The following is a 20,698-nucleotide window of genomic DNA, read 5'->3' as shown; positions in this document are numbered from 1 at the left end:
AGTACTGAGATTAAATAAAAACCTTATTTTTAATTCTTCTTAAGTAGCAAAAAGTACACGATGTGTGATCTTCTGTCACTAGGAATTTTTTAGCGCATGGACATTTCGCCAAAAAATTCGGGTAATTCCTAACGCTCCCCCTGCTAGTATACCTAACAATAGAGATATTGTAAGAATCAATTTCTTTTTCGGTGCAGCAGGGATAATTGGTGTTTCTATTGTTCCATCCAAATGGAATACTTTTACTTCTTTTGGCTCTATAACAAATGATTTATAAAAATCAAGCTGGCCTTGCAATTTACGTAGCCCAGGAGTAAATGGGTCATCAGAATCTCGCTCTGATAAATTTTTAATTTTCGCGCGAAGAACTGGAGTGCCCAGCATATACGCTATATTGGTTTCATTTACGGTATTTTATTGATTTACCACTGGGATGTTTATATTTGCATTTTGCGCAATATTGATGACTTCATTTAATTGAGCCATATGATCTAATTTAATTTTTCGGCAATACCTTTTGATAAATCAATCTGATGTTCTAGTTTATAAATGTCGATTTTATCTAAAAAGAAGATTATCTTGAATTAATTTATAATCAGCTTACAGCAGTAGACAAACCCTTAATTGAGAGAGCTGCTCTTATAAGACATGCTTTTGGGTTTATTATCTAGCTATGCTTCATTCTCCAGGAACCAAAAATAAGTAAAGCCCAAAGTGAATAAGCATGGTTAAACGTCCTAGCATTATGTTCACGCCATACTTCTCTTAATTTATCGGGATTAAGAAATGGCGCAAAGACATCCGTATTTTTCATAATAATTTCCTCACCTATAGGTTTCAATTGGTTGCGAAGTAGACTCGCCAAAGGTATGTTAAAACCTTTCTTTTTCCCTTTTACTACCTCGTCTAATAAAGAATGCTTAGATAAAATTTTCCTTAAGGTAAGTTTTGATTCGCCAAATAATGGGCTTAATAGATGTTCGGGCAACTTGCTTGCAAAGTTAATAATTCTACGATCAAGAAACGGAACTCGAATTTCCAAACCGTGAGCCATACTCATCCGATCAACTTTTGCTAACATGTCACCAGGTAAGTAGATTCGTTGATCCGCCAGTAAGCATTTATCAAAAATAGCTCCAGGAGCATCAACTACCGCCTTTTCATAATTGGCTAGAGGATTTACATTTAAAAAATCATGCATGGCTGGACTATATAACTTATTTAACAAAAAAGGATATGCCAACCGGCGCCATTGCGAATGGGGGACTTCAGATAGTGAAACGCCCCAAAGAAATCGCATAAGCATTTCATGCCAAGGTAAGCGACGCTCATCATAGCCACATTTTTTAAACAACCAGTCACCAAGTTGCTGCGTTAAAAATTTTGGTATCAAAGATCGTGTGTACTGAGCAACTCTACTTGCCTTATATGTGGAGTATCCTGCAAATATTTCATCTGCGCCGTCACCTGCAATAGCAACTGTCACATGATTACTTGCTTCTCTTGATAATGCAAAATGTGCTAAACAACTTGAATCAGCTAATTGACCATCAACATGATGCGATACCCGATGGAAATCATTTATTATTTGACTCGTTTGATCGACAGAAACAGATCGCCATGGATGATTAGTAAAAGTAGCTATTTTTTGAGCCAAAATGCTCTCATCGTGTGAGGTTTCATTGAACTGAGCAGTATAACTTATCACTTCACTTTTCGTGAGAAGTGCAATTAGGGTGCTATCAATTCCGCTACTTTGTAGTAGGCCAATTGGAACATCTGCAACTAGCATTTGGTTAATAACTTGTGACAATAATAACTCTATCTCATCAACAGCATCATCTAATTGAATTGATTGATCAGGTTTTCTTACCGGATGCCAATAATTATGGCAAGAGAGCGAGCCATCAAATGAAACTTTTAAAATTGTTCCTGGCTCAAGTTGTTTTATGTTTTTTAATAAAGAGCGCTCTGGATTTGTATACCCCGATGCTAAATAAGTATGAAATTCAGCTTCATCAATATCCATAGGAAATTGTTTTGTTGCAAGTATCCCTTTAATTTCACTACAAAAAAACAATGAAGAATTATTTTGAGCATAAAAAAGAGGTTTAATACCTATACCATCGCGAACAAGAACTAATGTTTCAGTACGACAGTCCCATATACCTATAGCAAACATTCCTTCAATACGATCAAATAATTTTTCTCCCCACGTTAACCAACCTATAGGTAATAATTCTGCATCGCAGTTTGATTTAAATAAATAATCCGTTTCTTTTTCTAAATCGTTTCGTATCTCATCATAATTGTAAATTTCACCATTATAGGTTACGGAAATCAGATTAAGGGTATCTTGCATCGGTTGATGACCTGCTTCACTTAAATCTCGAATTGCCAATCTTCGATGACCTAGACCAACTCCGTCCGTAAACCAAAATCCTTCACCGTCTGGTCCACGATGAAAAATGCTATCAGTCATTGCTTTAAGCATATTCGCTGAGATTGAGGAACGGTCAAAATTTAAAATGCCTGCAATACCACACATTTGTTTTTTACCTAAATCAATGATCTCTCTTCACAGTTTATATTACCCTAATGAACCGAGATGATTGAATCATTAGGATTATATGCATACAATGAGAAATTTATTTGTTTATAGAGGAGCTTAAATTGAGAATTGAAAAGATTTCTTAATTCAGCAGATATATCAGGCTCATAAGCCAAAAGCAATTTCACTTCATGCGCTTGCATGAATTCTTTTAATAATTTGAGCCTGGTTTGATCACTCTCTTTCTTTATTAATGCAAGCTGCTCCGCTTCTTTTTGCCATTCTAAAATTTTTAAACCTCGTCCACTATAGCTTAAGAAATTAAGGTCTTTTTTAAGATGAGCTATCGGTTGAAAACTCGAATAGCGGATTGCAAGCATTAGATCTTCAATCAAGCCATCACTATCACCATCAAGGGAGAAGGCCATGATTTTGGATCCTGGAGGTAATGTTTTAATGTAATGCAGCATCTTTTTGTTTGAGAGATTATTGACCTGATCTTCAACCTGATTATGCTGAATTTGATTGACTACGAAATTATAGAATGTCGTGGGGAAATCAATAAACCATCGATAAACACAAATGAGGATAAGGCATCCAAAAACGAGGCGGTAGGTGTTAGGAATTTTAATATCAATATTGGCAAAAAATCTGATGGCCCCTATCAGTAACAATGGAATCAGATATCTGCAATTACGTATCAAGTCGATTTCTGCAGGATATCGTCCATACATTCTTGCAATGCTCTGATCCAGCCAAGCAATACCCACAGAGGAAATTAAGAGGCCCGCAATAAAAAAAATAAAAAACTGTCGCTCATACTGAGGTTTTTTTGAAAACGTTGGGGCTATGAGTAATCCAATTAATCCCATGAGCCAAAACCAATTCCACTTCCCTTGGAACAACAATGAATATAATGACTGGACTATACTTAATGCATTGTAATATTGAGGTCCAGCCGCTTGAGTCATATAGTGCGCTGCAATAGCAGAACTGCTGTTATTATGTAGACTCTCTGAAGAAGGAAATCCACTAAAAAAGGTTATAATAAACGGAGCTGCAACCATTAAGAACATCATCCCTGCAGCAAAAACTACCAATACTTGCTTTCCCCAACCGCGCCCAGTCGGCTTGCACATGAATAAAGCAGTAAGACATGCAAATGAGACTGAAGGAGCGCTGACAGGATGAACATAAACACTCAGGCCACATAAACCCATCACAATCAATGGAAACCAGACTTTATTATTGTTTTTGAGTAAAGCAAGTAAAAGAAAAGGGAATAAGGCTCCGTAATAGCCTCGGGTTAAAGGGACATCAAGTTGCCCCCATAGCTCCCCTGAAAAAATATATATAGGACTTAGCGAGAGTAAGGCCAGTAAAAAAGCCCAACCCCGATTGGAAAATAAATCTAGCCCGAGCAAATAAAAACCTAGTAGTTGCACGAATATAATTGGCCAAATAAGAAGCAAGTATGACCGGCCAATATCATGAGTAAAATAGGTTAAAAATTGGGTTAGAGGAATAGAAATAGTCCAATAAAATTTAAAATTTTGAGCGTCCGAGAATAACGGATCATTCGCAAACCGCTCTGGACTGATGTTACTGGCAACAATTGATGATACGTTTCCTGCGTCTCCATTTGTTAAAATAATCGGTGCTGGTCCCCAAGTTTTCATTAACCATAAAGAGGCAAAAATAAAGAATAATGCCAACACAAGCCAATGGTTATTAAGGCGATTAAAAAATGGGAAAGAAAACATGTAAATCCCTCTATTTGGGTACAAATATATACATGGAATTTAAACCATATACAAATTTTTCATGCTTTTTTAAGCTATAACCCGCTTTAGTAAACAAATCCATAATCTCTGATTCATCCATACCCATTTCTTCATGCTCATCCACCTCACGATGTTTGTCCTCACTATACCACCATAGGGCATGACCAATTTTTCCTATAACTTTTCCTATCATAGTCACTACAACTTTGCCATTAGGTCGCAATAAACGGCGAATCTCCTGTAGCGATTCAAACCGTTCTGGGATGTGATTTAAACAGGCTATATAACTCACGGTGTCAAAACTATTATCTTCAAACGGAAGATGAGCTGAGTTTTGAATAATGGTACAGTCACTATTCCAATCGACAACATCAACACCAATACTATGATGCGCATCATCTGGAGAATTGTTATACAAACTTGCATACTGACGATATAAGTGGATAAGTAAGTTATCTCCTGCACCGATATCCAAAACTCGACCTTGTAATTCAGGTAACACTTTTCTAAAACGCTCTCCGCGTAAAGAAGTAAGATGTAATTTTTCTGAAACTGCGTCGGGCAAAAGAACCATTCTTAATGGTGCCCCAATAAAATCATAGAATGATTGTAAAAAATTTTTTTGGTTTTTATAAACCCAATCAGGCGGTAAAGCGAGTGAGTTAAATGATTTAATTGCATTATCCATTTGTTTGTTTATCCGATTTTATAGGCCTAAAAGGCATATTAGTTATTGACGAAAGTTGAATCAATCTAAGCTGGCTAATTTGATCCGCTAACAGCCCTACTGCCATAAGCAAGATCCCCCCTAAGATCGATATGGCGCCCGCAACTGGGAAACCGACCCCAAGTTGTAACGCTTTATATAAGCTATAGAACACACCCAAAAAAAAGATGATTACTCCAGCTCGAAGAAATATTTTAAGAGGAGCAAATAATGTGGTTATTCTTATAACAAGAGCCATCGTATTAAAACCATCGCGCAGTTTGACTTTGCTCGTTCCAATTCGCGAATTGACCTTAATGGGGTAAAATGCCATTGGATAATCTCGCTCTAAGAAAATCATTAAGCTGGTCAAACTCGCACTGTATCCATCAGGTAAAACAAAAAGATAACGACAAATGACCTCTCGTCTAAAGACACGTAAACCGCAGTTTAGATCGTGTCCCGCATTGACTTTCATCGTTCTAACTATCATTCGAATAAGAAACTTACCCAGTGTTCTTATGCGACTGGAGGTACCCGAGGGCCTTTGACCGATAACAGCGAGTAAACCTTCAGTGTGAATTTTATTAGCCATACCGATTAAGTCCTCTATTCGATGCTCTCCATCTGCATCAAACCAGGCCACATATTCTGTATCTGCCAATGCCATACCTGTTTTAAGTGCTCCACCATAGCCAATGTTATAGGAATGGGTCACCACTCGAACATTAGGGGCTTGGAGTGCTTGGTGTAATGTAGCATCACTACTGTGATCATCTACAACAATGATATTTACATAAGGAAGATTTGTCCGCAAGCTCTCTAGTGTTGCTTTGATTCCCTCTTCTTCATTGTATGCAGGGATGATTATGGTCAAAAGCTTTTCCCATTCATATCCTTTCTTTGTCTTAGTTTCGGTCATTCTTTATCCTGAGAACTCTTTTCAAAATTACATAAAACTCAATAGATATTAGTGTACGCTATCCTTTAAAGGTGACCATTACACCTAGAGTTACTAAAATAGTGCCTACAATTTTATAAATATTTAATGACTCACCCAAGATCAATGAGCTAAATAGTAATACAAAAACGAATGATAAACTCAAAAAAGGATAAGCATAGCTGATTTCGAATTTAGTCATTGCTGCCATCCAAGAAATTATTGCTAAGGTGGATGCGAAGCAAACACTTAATATCCACGGATTAAGGAATTGAAAAAAAACAAATGCTATTTTCGATGTAAAACCCGGTGGCAAGACACCTGCTGACTTCATTTGCCATCGAATCACCAACTGAGCATACACTGTGCACATAACTGTTAATAATATATAAGTGTAATTCACAAATATTCCTCGAAATTATTTTTTTACCCACTCAGCTAAAAAATAAGGGAAAAAGAAATCCCCTGGCAAAAGATTATAAATTTCCTCGAGAAAAAATAAGGGCTTAGAAATAAATTTTTTAAACGATAGAGGTAAATTTAAAATTAAACTATTCAATATTAGAAAATATGCAGGACCACCCATATATTTTACAAATTTAACCTCAAAGTCTGATCCAAAACTTTGATGCAACTGATCATGTTGAAGCGCCTCCTCAGAATCAGCATCAAAATATTTACTTTTTTTGTACCATAGTTTGCGTACTGATTCTAACATAAAACTACTGCTTGCCTCACACATTAACAAACTACCGCCTGGTTTTAGCATTTGCGATATATTCAAAAAAGTATTTTCTAAAGAAGCGATGCAATGATGTATACCACCAACAACTATGGCATGGTCGTATTGTTGATTCAATGTGCTAGTAGCAGTGAGATCGAGTTCATATGCCTCGCTTCCCACAATTTGTCGGTAGGCTGCACAGGCCTTTGCAGAAATATCAAAACCATGAGTAATTATTTCTGGAAATTTATTTTTCAGATAAAGTGAGTTGTAACCACTTCCACAAGCCAAATCGGCTACTCGTTTATTATTCAAATCGATGTTATTCAATAAGGGCTTATAGATAAATTGCTCTCTGAAGGCAATAGATGTCGGATCATAATAATGTTGTTCATATAAGTCGTGTATCTTTTCATAGTGTTCTTTTTGTGCCAAAGAGCCCGTATTTTTTTCCAACCCATTCTCCTAAAAACTCGACTAAAATGATTAATATTCTAACTAACATCATTTTTATTCGGATATCCTAAATATAACTATTTTTCATCTACACTCAAACTAAATCCAGTTGTGTGAAAAAATCTCACATGCTTAAATCCATTTTTCAAGTATTATTTAGTATCATTCTCCATATGAGCTACTCATAATTGACTTGAACGTAAATACTAAGCTGTTGCCTATTTTTGGAATCTAAGAACATTTTTGCGTGATTATAAAGGGTAATTTTAAATAATTACACAAAAAAATGTTCCTACTTAGAACAATTTTCAAATGAGGCATGCAAAGTATACTTGTTGCGGAACTAAAGCGTACTTTTCGTAATAGATCAATAAATCATAAGCATATTTCAATTTCCACAAAACCATAAAGCTCTATCAAAAATTTTTCCGCTTTTATACTTATTGCGATCAATGAAATGCATTTCGCTGTGCGAATTTCTGAATAGAAACACGAGATAAATTATCCATTTAAAAAGAAGCACATTTTAAAATTATGCTATCTTATCCTGCTTATAAAAAGCACTTTTGATGGTATTTGAGAGATAAAAATTCACTTTTACTCGCAAATTTTTAACAAAAATCATGTTGAGCGCAATCCAAAGTACTATCCATTCAAGAAGCATTATTCCATTTAAATAGCGCCCAACAGACCCTTCTGTGAAATTAATTAAAAAAATTAGTACCAATGCATAAATTACTGGTGGCAACAGTAGCGTTCTGATTAGCTTATCTACTTTTACCAGGAGAGTAAGTAAAAAGATAGGAAATACAAACTGATAAGAAAATGGAACCGTCATTTCTGCTTTGATTGGCGGCAAAAAAGCTCTCATATTATGAATCAATGAATCGGAAGAGATTAATATTTTAGCCAAGGGAAAGATAGCATCTCCACCAAACTTCATCTGAGTTTCTTTTCGTACTAAATCCAAATCATATAGGTCGCGCTTTTGCGTCATCTCCTGCTCACTCCATGATGGTACAGATATTTCTAATTTAAATGTTTCTGATTCAATATGGGTTATTTCTTTTAAGAAGGACAAAGGATTTTGATACAGAGCTTCAAAACCTGCTTTCGAAATTAATTCATCGCTTTTTGCAGCACCAAGTTTTGAATAGGTACTTCCTAACGCATCCCAAAAAGGAATTTTTTCATTAGATGTCAAATGAAGTAAATGAGATAGTTTTGAACTGTTAGGCCCATTTCGTCCAGATGCAAAGTTAAAAGCACGAAAAGATAAAAATATTCCTTTATATACATAGGGCTTCTTTACTGGCACCCAGAGCATCCATGATTTTTCTATCAGAAAAGCACCAAGTTGAGTAGAAAAAAGTATTATTAAGAATAGCGCTAATCGTTGTAAGTAAGAGGCTCTTTTAAATTGGAATACAATTCCAATAAAAGTGAATAAACCAAATAATAGCAATTCCGTGCGTACATGATAGGCAATTCCAACACAGATTGGATACACAAAAAAAATAAGCCATTTTTTTTGAGTTTGAACTGATATTATGTAGAGCAACCACAGTCCTACGAGAGCCAGTGCTCCCAGATTATCGCTAGCCGGATAAGACCATATAGGTAAAACATAGGAGATTAAAAGGACAAAAGTACTTATCCATAGCCTCATTAGATTCGATATATTAAACTTAAAAATAATAGTCACTAAAAATAAACCAGAAAAAAAATAGGTTATTGCTAGTGCTAAAGAGAGTGTGTCAACACTATACCCAAAACTTTTCATGAAAAAATGGTAAAAAAACACCACCAGATCTCGACCACCAATTAAGCTTCCGGCAAAAGTAACAAGTCCTTTAGGCCATAAGACGCTTGACTGGATATAGTATTGAGCATCTCTATGGAATTGGGCAACCTGACACGATTTGAAAATGGATAAGATGGCTAATAAAATTAAAGCGATAATGAAAACAAATTTTTGAGTATTGAGTGGTCTTAGAAGAACAACGTGACGCATCTGAACATCCTTATCTCTGACACTTAGAGTATAAACCTGAAATCATTTAATAAAAATTCAATTTAAATCCTACTATTTTCATCTCCTTATGCATTTGAAATATGCGAATTTTATAATTTTAAACGACAAATCACTAAATTTATCATAAAACAAATAATAACAATAGAAACTTCAATAGAGCATTTATTTGTCAGTGAAACAAACATTTTTCAACTTGCCACCGCAACCACTCGTCTAGTAGCGCAATAATTGAACATGCTTGCTGAGCCGGCTACTGCAAAAAGAATAGGAATAAAAAAGCTAAAGTTGATGCCGGTAAATTCAATAATAAGCACAATTGCTGTAAGCGGCATTTTTTGCGCCGCGGCAAGAAAAGCGGTTCCCCCAATCACCGCAAAAGCAGCGATGGAGATGCCTGGCAATAAATAACTCCAAAGCGTGCCGAGCACCACAGCCAATAAAGCGCCATTGGCAAGCGAAGGGGTTAAGAGACCGCCTGCAGCACCGGCTTGAATACTGGTACATACAATTAACACTCGCAGTATTAATAGGACCGCAGCAATACTTAAACCTAATATATTGCCATCAAATCCTAACTGCGCTGCCGAGCGACCATTTCCCAATATTGCCGGAAAATAAATAGATAATAAGCCGATTAGGAAAAAATTGAACAGGCAAAAAACAATAATCCTCCAGTTACGCGGTGCTTTACTTTGTACTCTATTGGTAATTTCTTTAAACCAATAGGCCGAGAAACCAAAAATAGGACCGGCAATAATCGCCCAAATAACTACGGAATAATCCAAAATTAAAACAGGTATATGGTACATAGTTTGATTGCCAAGTCCCATCCAGGAAATGACCACAGCAATCGCAGAAGTAGTAATTGCCGGGATTACCGCAAACCATCGAAAACTTCCAAGTAATACTTCCAGGGTAAATAAAGCACCACCAAAAGGAACATTATAAACCGCTGCTAATCCTGCCCCTGCAGCACTTGCCACTAATATTTGACTTTCTTTAGGATGTAATTTCATCTTGTTAGTAAACCAACACGCAAAGGTAGCCCCTAATTCTCGTGGGGCAACTTCACGCCCCAACGGAGAGCCCAAAGCCACAGTAACAATTTGCAGCAGCACATGTGTTAGAGTGGTCTTTATTGGCATGTAGGGTCTTGGTGATTTGATTGCGTTGGCTATACTGACTAAGGGGCTGCCATAGCGAAAGACAGCCCACCAGCCAAAACCTGCAATAAAACCGCAAAGCAGAAGTGCGACTACTCTTCTTGGAGCAGTTGAATCGCTGACCACAAATAAAAAACTCTTATTGCCCAGAATAGGAAATACAGTATGCTCATAGGCCAGGTGTTGGATAAAATGCAATAATATCGCTAAAAACATCCCCCCAAAACCAGAAACAACCCCTATAATAATCGTGGCAAAAAAAAGACGATGCCATCGGGATGTTAAATGTTTGGTCATGAACTACTCCTTAATTCATAACGGGATTTGATTACTCAACTTTCCGGCAACTTGCAACTGATGGGCAACGATCCGAGCCAGGTAGTCAAACTCAATATTAACTTCTTGTCCTTGCTTCAAGTAGCACAGGGTTGTACTTAGTAATGTATGTGGAATAAGCATTAATTTGATGCTTTGATTTGCAACTGAATTAATCGTTAAGCTTACCCCTTCAACCGTAATACTCCCCTTAGGAATTAAATACAACATGGCATTGGCATCAAATCTGCTTAACTCGACTTCAACAAATTCGTTCATATGCTTTATTGCCTGAATTTGTGCCACTGCATCAACATGCCCGCTTACATAGTGCCCACCAAAGCGAGTCGATGCAAGCATAGCACGTTCTAAATTGACCTCATTCCCAACTCTTAAATGTCCTAAAGTGGTTCTAGTTAGAGTTTCAGGCGAAAGGTCAAAATTCAGCTTTGCCCCGTCAGAAGGCAATAAGGTTAAGCATACGCCATTCACCGCAATGCTTTCACCTATTTGTAGTTCTTCAAAACCACAAGAAATAACCAATCGGTTTGCATCACCATGATTGATGTTGCGAATCACGGTCCCTTTTTTTTCAATAATTCCGGTAAACATGAATTCCTCTTATTCCTGCCTCAAGTATGTTCGTCTTTTTTGGCGGTTTCCACCCCCTTTCGCTTCATCCCGAGCGCAACGCGCAGATCCCTTGCTCCGCTTGGGATGAGGTAGGTTCTTCTTACTCCTGGCTTAGGTGTGTTCGTCTCTCTTGCATGGTTTCCACGCTATTAATCACCGTTTGCCTACAAATCTCTTGCATAACAGGAATCTCTTTCAAGGGTTGACCTTGATAAATTGTATAAGCAATCAGAAAACTATCACGCCATATTTTTTCATTTCGCCTTTCCTTCGCTTTCATCCATAAGGCAATCCATAAAAAATGAAATTGCCATTTATCACGGTGTATTTCCATTTCTTCAGCAAATACTGCATCCATGGCCTCTTCCATGCTGCACACTCTAATTCCATCAACAAAAGTGCTGTTGTGATTGACAATCTTATCCACTAAAGGATTTTCCAAATACCAGGATTCAGTAAATGATTTACTTTTAAGCCATGATTTCGAACGGCGTAGCGATTCAGAAATTACTTCTTGGGTAAATGGCGTGATTTGGACACTCATCTGTTCAAAGAGATAATCTAAATCCAATTTCACGGGGCGTATGCGGATGCCTAATAGTTCTTGAATTTCTAAAAATTGAATATTAGGAATCTCTTCTTTTTCTATTGTTATCGCCAAGAAATGTTCCACCATCATGGTGAAATAAGATAAATCGACTTCACGAAGCGTCACGTTCTCATCAAAAGCCTTTTTATAATAATCCTTTACATCTTTTGCTGAGAGGACCGGTGTTATCCATGCATCTTTAATACCTAAATCATACTTTAGTAATAAACCACACAGTCTATTTTTCCTCTGTTTACGTACATTCAGAAAAATACCTTGTGAGCCTGTACCATCCACCTCAGTAGCTCGAATAGTCGCTTGAGCCGCTTCCTGTTCCGGTGCAAATACAACCCCTTTTTTACGTTGCGTTTTTATCCAGGAATTAAATAGTGCATGATAGCGCTCTGGATACCAATGCATAATGGTCTGCAAACGTGAAAGAGATATAGAGGAAAAAGTCACCAACTCTATAATTTGGCCCAGTGTATTAATCGCAATGTCGCGCACCTCAGCCTGAGGATGTAATAAAATGAGCAAGGCAATATCGGCCCCCTCCTCGATATTATATAAATCGACCATAAGATCGATAAAAAAGTCCGCGGGCATTGCATAGCTCTGCGCGAAAAAATTTTCGGCGATTTCAAAAACGTTCAGGTCAGATAATTCGTGAATCAAATCACGAATAGCATCCAAATGTGATATCGGTTCACCTTCAGGAATCGATTCCTCCTCATCGCTGGCAAGATCGTAATAGGCATCCTTTAAATCTTCAGTCAATTCAACATGCGATTCATAAAAGGAATTTAATATAGGGAGCCAAAAACTAAGGGTGTGTTTGCGTGAATCAATCATTTCAGCTAAATGATTCATTAATTGAGTTAATGCCTTTGCAGTGACTTTATTATTACCTTCGGCAGCCCCTTGCAACTGCGCGACACAAATATCTAAGGCAAAAACACATGCGGAATAAACCGAAAGACCTTCATCCAACTTTTCTTCTAAGTTATTAATGATATCCACTAATTTAAAAGCGAGTTCAGGTTCTTGAAAAAATAAAGTATATAACTGAGGATCCGGTTCCGCATTTTGTTCAATGTGGGTCGCCATTTCCGTGAGTAGGTGGTATAGGTCTGACGAATTATGGGTCATATTTTTTTAGGCACCTCTCTTGGTCTACCTTCTTCATTTATGGCAACAAAAACAAAAACACCTTCGGTGACTTGATACGTTTCATTCTGAGTCGCAGGATGAGCCCATACCTCAACATTAAATGTCATAGAACTATTGCCTTGTTTCACCAAAGTGACATAACAGCTCACAAGATCCCCCACATGAACTGGTTTTAAGAAATTCATTGAATGAATAGCCACTGTAGCTACACGTCCTAATGCTAATTTTTTCGCCAATATTCCTGCGGCTAAATCCATTTGTGACACAATCCACCCACCAAATATATCACCATTGGCGTTCGTATTTGCTGGCATCGCCAAAGTCTGAATAGTTAACTCTCCTTTGGGGGTATTGGTCATGATTCACCATTTTATGTTAGATGTAGCCAGGGGACACGGTCATTAAATTAAGAGAAAATCCCTTCTCCCCATGGGGAGAAGGTGCTCGTAAGGGCGAATGAGGGTGTTGACTACAGCTAATGAACCCTCACCGCTACCCCTCGCCCACGGATAGGAGAGGGGACTCTATTAACCAAGCGCCACCCCAGCTTTTAATTACGCTTTAATTTGGCTAATGCATCTGCCATTGCCGTATTAAATACCGTTTTTTTAACCGGCTCAACTTTTTTAGCCTCAGGTTTTTTCTTATGCTCTGCTTTTTTAACTGGTGGTTGTTTTTTCACTTCCGATGTTTTTGCAACTTTTTTAACAGCTTGGCTCGCAGGTTCATCTTCCAATTTCATACTTAAGCCAATGCGTTTTCTTTCTTTATCTACTTCAATAACTTTAACCGTTACGATATCTCCGGCCTTCACTACGGTACGTGGATCAGAAATAAATTTATTGGTCATCGCTGAGATATGAACTAATCCATCTTGATGCACACCAATATCCACAAAAGCACCAAAGTTAGTTACATTACTGACAACCCCTTCAAGGATCATTCCTTCGTGTAAATGTTCGATGTCTTCAACACCTTCTTTAAATTGTGCCGTTTTAAACTCCGGTCTGGGATCGCGACCCGGTTTTTCCAATTCACGCAACACATCTCTTATGGTAGGCAAACCAAATTGCTCATCGATAAATTCTGCCGCATTCACACTGTGTAATACTTCTTTATTGCCGATTAGTTTCTTAATATCAACTTTTTTATCTGCAATAATTTTTTCTACTAAAGGATAAGCTTCTGGATGAACACAAGAGGCATCCAAAGGATTATCGCCATGCATGATACGTAAAAATCCTGCTGCTTGTTGAAATGCTTTTTCACCCATACGATTTACTTTTTTCAACTCCATCCGGTTTTTGAAAGCACCATGTTCATCACGATAAAGGACGATATTTTTGGCTAAAGCCTCATTAAGACCAGAAATATGAGATAAAAGAGCCGCCGAAGCCGTATTTACATCAACACCAACCGCATTCACGCAATCTTCAACTACACCATCCAAACAACGCGCCAAGCGAGTTTGATTCACATCATGCTGGTATTGGCCTACGCCAATAGACTTGGCTTCAATTTTGACTAATTCAGCAAGAGGATCTTGGAGACGACGTGCAATGGAAACAGCCCCTCTCAAGGTAACGTCTAAATCAGGAAATTCCTGAGAAGCTATTTCAGAAGCCGAATAAACAGATGCACCAGCTTCACTCACAATAATTTTAGTCAGTTTTAAATCAGGATACATTTTTATTAAATCAGAAACTAAGCGCTCTGTTTCGCGAGAGCCAGTTCCATTGCCAATACTGATTAAATTGACCTGGTGTTTTGCTGCCAATTTTGCCAAATCAGTAATTCCCTGATGCCATTCATTTTGGGGCGCAAATGGAAAAATAACGGTGTAATCCAGTAACTTACCGGTTGCATCAACGACAACGACTTTAACACCTGTTCTGATTCCAGGATCAAGGCCAATTGTGATTTGTGGACCAGCTGGTGCAGCAAGTAACAAATCCCGTAAATTTCTGGAAAATACTTTTATTGCTTCTTCATCTGCCATTTCTCGTAAACGAGTGAGTAATTCCAACTCTAATTTAGTAAATAATTTTACCTTCCAGGTCAGACGTACGGTTTCAAGGAGCCAACTGTCTGCTTTTCTGTGATGGTCAGCAATATTGAAATACGCAGCTAATTTATTTTCACCGTAGGTTTCTTCGTGCTCAGGTAAAGTAAGACTCACTTGTAAAACACTTTCCCGACGGCCACGGAATAAAGCTAATGCACGATGCGAAGGGATCTTTTTAATTGCTTCGGCATAATCAAAATAATCTGAAAATTTGTTTACCGTTTCTTTTTTCTTGGAGCTGCCTATTGATTTGACAATACCATGCTGCCACAAATATTCACGCAGCTCATTAATTAAATCGGCATCTTCTGCAAAATGCTCCATTAATATATGCCGCGCACCTTCTAATGCTGCTTTTGCATCCTCAACACCAGCCTCAGGATTGATAAATTGCACGGCTTGCTCTTCGGGATCCAGATCTGGATTTTTCCAAAGAGCCTGAGCTAATGGCTCTAAGCCTGCTTCTATGGCAATTTGAGCCTTAGTCCGACGCTTGGGTCTATAGGGTAGATATAAATCTTCAAGACGAGTTTTAGTGTCTGCAGCCAAAATGCTTTTTTCAAGCTCAGGAGTGAGTTTCTCTTGTTCTCGGATAGACTGTAAAACTACAGCACGACGTTCATCCAATTCTCGTAAATAATGCACACGTTCATCAATAAAACGTAATTGCACATCATCTAATCCTTCTGTAGCCTCTTTGCGATAACGAGCAATAAAAGGAACTGTTGCCCCTTCATTGAGCAGACGAATGGACGCTTCTACCTGCGCTGGTTTCACTTTAAGCTCTTGCGCAATAATCGCAGCTAATCCCGACATCTCTTGAGTCATTTACATCCCCGTAAAACATAAATATAGAACAATTTGATTACCGCACCCGAAACCTTACTGGAGTAGTCTGGGTGAGTCGTTTAAAAAACCGCCACATTATTACTCAACAGTCACTGACTTGGCAAGATTGCGCGGTTGATCAACATCCGTACCTTTAGCAACGGCGACATGGTAAGCCAACAATTGCAAAGGTATCGTATAAACTATTGGAGCGATCCATAGACCACAGTAAGGTACCTTAATTAAACGCGTGCCATTTGCTTGCCAGTTCTGAGTATTATCAACAAAAACAAACAACTGACCACCGCGTGCACTTACTTCGTGCAAATTAGATTTTAATTTATCCAGCAGTTCATCATTGGGAGCAACGGCAACGACAGGCATATTTTCATCAACTAAAGCCAAAGGACCATGTTTTAACTCTCCAGAAGGATAGGCTTCTGCGTGAATATAAGAAATTTCCTTTAACTTTAAAGCACCTTCAAGAGCTACTGGATACTGCACCCCGCGCCCTAAGAATAAAGCATGTGCTTTATTAACAAATAGAGATGCGAGATCTTCAATTTCTTCATTCATTTTTAACGCACGCTCGCAACATGCAGGCAACTCTTGCAATTGTTTTAAGATTTCATTAGCCCGATGATCATGGGAAAGTGCTGCGGCTAACATCAAGAAAGCAACTAATTGAGTGGTAAATGCTTTAGTCGATGCCACGCCAATCTCGATTCCAGCACGCGTTAGGAAAACACAGTCTGCCTCCCTGACCAAAGTACTTGTTGCCACATTACAAATAGCCAAGGTGGCCAAATAATTCATATTTTTTGCTTTTTGCAAAGCAGCGAGCGTGTCTGCTGTTTCTCCGGATTGGGACACGGTAATAAATAAAGTATCCTGGGGTACGACAACATCTCGATAGCGGTATTCACTTGCGATTTCAACTTGCGTGGGTAATCCCGCTAAAGATTCTAACCAATATTTGGCAATCATTCCGGCGTGATAACTGGTACCACAAGCAACAATATGAATTTGTTTTACCATCGGAAATACATGAGAGGCTCGTTCACCAAAACTGGCTTTAAGTACTTCGAGGCTATTGATGCGACCTTCTAAAGTATCAGTCAGTACCTTAGATTGCTCAAAGATTTCCTTAAGCATAAAATGCCGATAAGGCCCTTTGCTTACCGTTTCAGAATCACTTGCTAAAGGATGAAGAGGTCGTTCAACAACCGATTTGGATGCATTATAGATGGTCACGCTTTTCGAGGTAATAAAGGCACTGTCCCCTTCTTCTAAGTAGATCACTGATTGTGCAAAAGACTTTAATGCCAGACCATCAGATGCGATAAAATTTTCACCGATGCCTAAACCAACAACCAAGGGGCTCCCTTTACGAACTGCAACAAGCTCCATTGGTCTTTGTTGGTGAATAACACCCAAAGCAAACGCACCATCCATTTCTGCAGCAGCAGTTTGCACTGCTGCGAGTAAATTTTCATTCTGTTGATAATGGTAATGAATTAAATGAGCAGCCACTTCTGTATCGGTTTCAGAGGTGAACTGATAGCCCTTCATCATTAATTCATGACGTAATTTTTCATGATTTTCAATAATACCATTATGTACTAATGCAATTTGTCCATGGGATAAATGAGGATGAGCATTTTGCTCAGAGGGCTTACCATGTGTCGCCCATCTCGTGTGTGCAATCCCTGTATTACCCGCAATGGCGGTTTCTTGCATTGCATCCGCTAAATTTTGCACCTTACCCTGAATTCGCACACGCTTTAAATTCCCTTGATTATCGATTACCGCAATGCCGGCTGAATCATAACCTCTATATTCCAAGCGACGTAGACCTTCCAGTAGAATTTTACTGATATCCCTTTCAGACACAGCTCCCATAATCCCACACATAAACCTGCTCCTCGTTTCAACAACCGCATATGAACGATATATCAATAAAAAAACGGCAATTATGCCATAAACATTTATAAATCACTAACATGATTCGTAATAGATTGAGAAAGGACGATGCCACAAATTATCTTCTAAAATCAAATATGGAATACAGCCATAAATAGAAGTTATAAAAAGAAAATTCAGACTACAACTACTACCAATAAATTATAGATATTTTCTTGGTTTTTACAAAAAGACCCCCTCACCCCTCCCCCGATCCCACAAGTGGGGAGAGGGGGTACTTTTAAAAACATTCCTTCTCCCTGCCAGGGAGAAGGTGCCCGTAAGGGCGGAAGAGGGCTACCTTTTACCTCCAATAAATAAATTCAGCCATCCTCACCGCTTTTTACTCTATTGGATTTTCACAGGTTACGTCATATCCGTGATATTTCATTGCCTTACAGACTTCAAAAGCAAGGAGTCCATGAGCACGGGTACTTGGATGAATTTCATCCCAGAATAAATAGCTCTCAGGCGTATCACATACATGATAGTTTTTATCCCCAGCAGCAAAGCTCGCATCTCGGTACTGCAGTACTTGTGCGTAACGTAATACATAGTTGTTCGCAAAAGGTGAGGTGCGGAATGCATCATACATTGGAAGCTTCACATCGATACACGCCTCCGTCGTATTAGTAAATCCATAATTTTCTGGGTTTTTTAAAGCGCGTGACAAATAATCGCCCATATCGATGTAAAGAAAATTAGAATCGGGGTAAATTTTCGCCCATTCTTGCATACGATTTTGAAGACGCTCATTGTGCATATCCACTGCATTATTCAAAACCTCTCTATCAGTGGTTTGCACCATACGAGGAGTATCGCCTATATGAGGCAGCCCCATAATCACAAAACGACGTGCTCCTGCTTGCATTAATTTCATGACTGCTGAACCAGCACCTGATAGAACATTATCAACATAGGTACTCATCACTTCAGTGTTGTAATTATCTTCAAAGAACAAAACATTAATGTAATCATTACTTCCTGTGAAAATAAAAAACACTGTTTCATCACTTAAGGTGGGATGTTCGAGCAAATAAGCCTGAACCGTTAGACCAAGACTGGGTGGAACCAATTTCCCTACAATCAGATTTTTGATTGTCCCTAATGGATGACGAATTAAATTCCAGACGGTGAGCTGATAATCATAGGTTGCTGCCCAGCTTCCACCAAAAGCACGGTTCAAATAAACTTCTTCATCGTCCGGAGAAATGGAAAGCATCTTCGCTAAATATTCATTCCATACCTGACCATTAGAAAAACGCGCATTCCAGTAAGGCTTTCCTGGCAATACAGGCACTAATTTAATTTTACTGACTAAATTGGCAATATAAGGCGCTAATTGGTTATCAAAAAAATCGGTAACTACAGCGATACCTGAATCCAAAACCATTTGTGGCACATAATATTCTTCAGCAAACTCAACCATCTTATTGAGTACAAATGCTTTGAAAGGTGCTACTAAAAAAGCAGGATCCTCTTCTTGGCGTAAACTTTTTAGTAAATGGGTAGTATTCCCGGTATCAGACAAACTGTCGCCAAAAACAACCATAGTTTTTATGGGAGTAGCGGCAAAACTAAAGAGTGGGATAAAAAAACAAAGGATAAAGAACCAACGCAACTTCCGAATGTAATGTGCCATATTATCTCCTTATAAAGCCAGCAGAATGAAAACACAGATAGCTTTGGTATACACCTAAGAAACTTCAAAATACTATTTTAACCTATTGCCATTTCCGCTCTGGAAGCCTAAAAATTCGCAACAGAACCAGTCCATGACCGATCTTTAAGCCTTCCAAGGCAAAAAAATCAAGTAAACGTAAACTTAGTATTTTAAAGTTTCTTAGGTATATAACAGTATGATCGCTGGTTAGTTTTTGTCAACGCATTTAGCTAACTTTTGCTTCACATTGAACCGAAACTTAGGGTGCATTTAATTCAGGCCTATTGATTAAATTCTGTGTAAATGTTAATTTTTGTCGATTATTTTTGGTTATTTTTCAGGTAGTATGATGAACGAAATAGTGATTGCTTCATTTTATAAATTTGTTTCCCTAGAAAATTTCGAAGTGATGCGTGAGCCTTTGCTTACTAAAATGCATGAAATTAAAATCAAGGGGACGATTATATTAGCCGCTGAAGGAATCAATGGAAGTTTTGCCGGAACGCGTGCCCAAATGGATCTATTTTACCAATTTATCCATCAAGATGAGCGTTTGGCTGATTTAAGATTTAAAGAAACTTTTGATAAAGAAAATCCCTTTGAAAAGTCTAAGGTTAAACTTCGTAAAGAAATTGTAACTATGGGTCTTACGAATGTTGATCCTCTGAAAACTGTAGGGACCTATCTCAGTCCTGAAGAGTGGAACGAATTAATTCAAGATCCTGAAGTGGTGTTGATTGATACACGTAATGATTATGAATTTGAATTAGGCACATTCAAAAATGCCATTAACCCCATCACGGAAAATTTTCGTGATTTTCCACAATACGTGCAAGAAGAGTTGCTCAATAAAAAAGATAAAAAAATTGCTATGTTTTGCACCGGTGGCATACGCTGCGAAAAATCCACTGCTTACCTAAAAGATTTAGGGTTTGAAAATGTCTATCATTTGCAGGATGGCATTCTCAACTATATTGAAAAAATGCCCAAAGAAGAATCACTCTGGGAAGGACATTGCTTTGTTTTTGATAATCGTGTAGCAGTTGATCATCAACTCAATCGAGTCTATCCTCAATTACCTTTGGATTACAAACACGACCGCGTCAAAGAATAA

The 20,698-nt window shown here is 38.1% G+C and carries 16 protein-coding genes; 1 reads left to right on the top strand and 15 read right to left on the bottom strand.

What is annotated here, in order from left to right; translation table 11 throughout:
* Window positions 1–78 precede the first annotated feature (78 nt).
* The 15 genes from OQJ26_RS00225 to plaC form a co-directional block, all read right to left on the bottom strand.
* Window positions 79–384: a hypothetical protein gene (locus tag OQJ26_RS00225; protein WP_265701900.1), complete on the bottom strand. Its 306-nt coding sequence runs from the start codon at window positions 382–384 to the stop codon at window positions 79–81.
* Window positions 385–667: 283 nt separating this feature from the next.
* The gene (gene asnB, locus OQJ26_RS00220) at window positions 668–2,548 is read right to left on the bottom strand and encodes an asparagine synthase (glutamine-hydrolyzing) (protein WP_265701899.1); all 1,881 of its coding nucleotides are present in this window, start codon (window positions 2,546–2,548) and stop codon (window positions 668–670) included.
* A 47-nt stretch (window positions 2,549–2,595) separates the two neighbouring features.
* Window positions 2,596–4,314, bottom strand: a complete 1,719-nt coding sequence (locus tag OQJ26_RS00215; RefSeq protein WP_265701898.1) for a hypothetical protein — start codon at window positions 4,312–4,314, stop codon at window positions 2,596–2,598.
* 10 nt (window positions 4,315–4,324) lie between these two features.
* Window positions 4,325–5,023: a class I SAM-dependent methyltransferase gene (locus tag OQJ26_RS00210; RefSeq protein ID WP_265701897.1), complete on the bottom strand. Its 699-nt coding sequence runs from the start codon at window positions 5,021–5,023 to the stop codon at window positions 4,325–4,327.
* Window positions 5,016–5,963, bottom strand: a complete 948-nt coding sequence (locus tag OQJ26_RS00205; RefSeq protein ID WP_265701896.1) for a glycosyltransferase family 2 protein — start codon at window positions 5,961–5,963, stop codon at window positions 5,016–5,018. The genes OQJ26_RS00210 and OQJ26_RS00205 overlap by 8 nt, the downstream gene beginning before the upstream one ends.
* A gap of 58 nt (window positions 5,964–6,021) precedes the next feature.
* Window positions 6,022–6,384, bottom strand: coding sequence for an EamA family transporter (locus tag OQJ26_RS00200; protein ID WP_265701895.1), 363 nt, complete (start codon window positions 6,382–6,384; stop codon window positions 6,022–6,024).
* A 15-nt stretch (window positions 6,385–6,399) separates the two neighbouring features.
* Window positions 6,400–7,161, bottom strand: coding sequence for a class I SAM-dependent methyltransferase (locus OQJ26_RS00195; RefSeq protein WP_265701894.1), 762 nt, complete (start codon window positions 7,159–7,161; stop codon window positions 6,400–6,402).
* 532 nt (window positions 7,162–7,693) lie between these two features.
* Complete coding sequence (locus OQJ26_RS00190; RefSeq protein ID WP_265701893.1) at window positions 7,694–9,175, bottom strand: hypothetical protein; 1,482 nt, start codon at window positions 9,173–9,175, stop codon at window positions 7,694–7,696.
* 209 nt (window positions 9,176–9,384) lie between these two features.
* Window positions 9,385–10,656 carry a chloride channel protein gene (locus OQJ26_RS00185; RefSeq protein WP_265701892.1) on the bottom strand — a complete coding sequence of 424 codons (1,272 nt, stop codon included), beginning with the start codon at window positions 10,654–10,656 and terminating at the stop codon, window positions 9,385–9,387.
* A gap of 15 nt (window positions 10,657–10,671) precedes the next feature.
* Window positions 10,672–11,286: a riboflavin synthase gene (locus tag OQJ26_RS00180; protein WP_265701891.1), complete on the bottom strand. Its 615-nt coding sequence runs from the start codon at window positions 11,284–11,286 to the stop codon at window positions 10,672–10,674.
* A 121-nt stretch (window positions 11,287–11,407) separates the two neighbouring features.
* Window positions 11,408–13,045: a hypothetical protein gene (locus tag OQJ26_RS00175; protein ID WP_265701890.1), complete on the bottom strand. Its 1,638-nt coding sequence runs from the start codon at window positions 13,043–13,045 to the stop codon at window positions 11,408–11,410.
* Entirely contained in the window at window positions 13,042–13,425 is a 384-nt protein-coding gene (gene yciA / locus OQJ26_RS00170) for an acyl-CoA thioester hydrolase YciA (RefSeq protein ID WP_265701889.1), read from the bottom strand. Before yciA ends, OQJ26_RS00175 begins: the two co-directional genes overlap by 4 nt.
* A gap of 191 nt (window positions 13,426–13,616) precedes the next feature.
* A complete protein-coding gene (locus OQJ26_RS00165; protein ID WP_265701888.1) occupies window positions 13,617–15,959 on the bottom strand; it encodes a Tex family protein in 2,343 nt (780 codons plus the stop codon).
* A 99-nt stretch (window positions 15,960–16,058) separates the two neighbouring features.
* Window positions 16,059–17,873 carry a glutamine--fructose-6-phosphate transaminase (isomerizing) gene (gene glmS, locus OQJ26_RS00160; protein ID WP_265701887.1) on the bottom strand — a complete coding sequence of 605 codons (1,815 nt, stop codon included), beginning with the start codon at window positions 17,871–17,873 and terminating at the stop codon, window positions 16,059–16,061.
* A gap of 391 nt (window positions 17,874–18,264) precedes the next feature.
* Window positions 18,265–19,563 (bottom strand): lysophospholipase/glycerophospholipid:cholesterol acyltransferase PlaC, encoded by a 1,299-nt coding sequence (gene plaC / locus OQJ26_RS00155; protein ID WP_265701886.1) that lies wholly within the window; start codon window positions 19,561–19,563, stop codon window positions 18,265–18,267.
* Window positions 19,564–19,933: 370 nt separating this feature from the next.
* Here plaC and trhO point away from each other — a divergent pair, with 370 nt between their 5' ends.
* Window positions 19,934–20,698, top strand: coding sequence for an oxygen-dependent tRNA uridine(34) hydroxylase TrhO (gene trhO, locus OQJ26_RS00150; RefSeq protein ID WP_265702211.1), 765 nt, complete (start codon window positions 19,934–19,936; stop codon window positions 20,696–20,698).

The sequence above is a fragment of the Legionella sheltonii genome, from assembly GCF_026191355.1.
GTDB lineage: Bacteria > Pseudomonadota > Gammaproteobacteria > Legionellales > Legionellaceae > Legionella > Legionella sheltonii.
The sequence above is the reverse complement of the archived record's forward strand: the minus strand, read 5'-3'. Positions and strand labels throughout refer to the sequence as shown.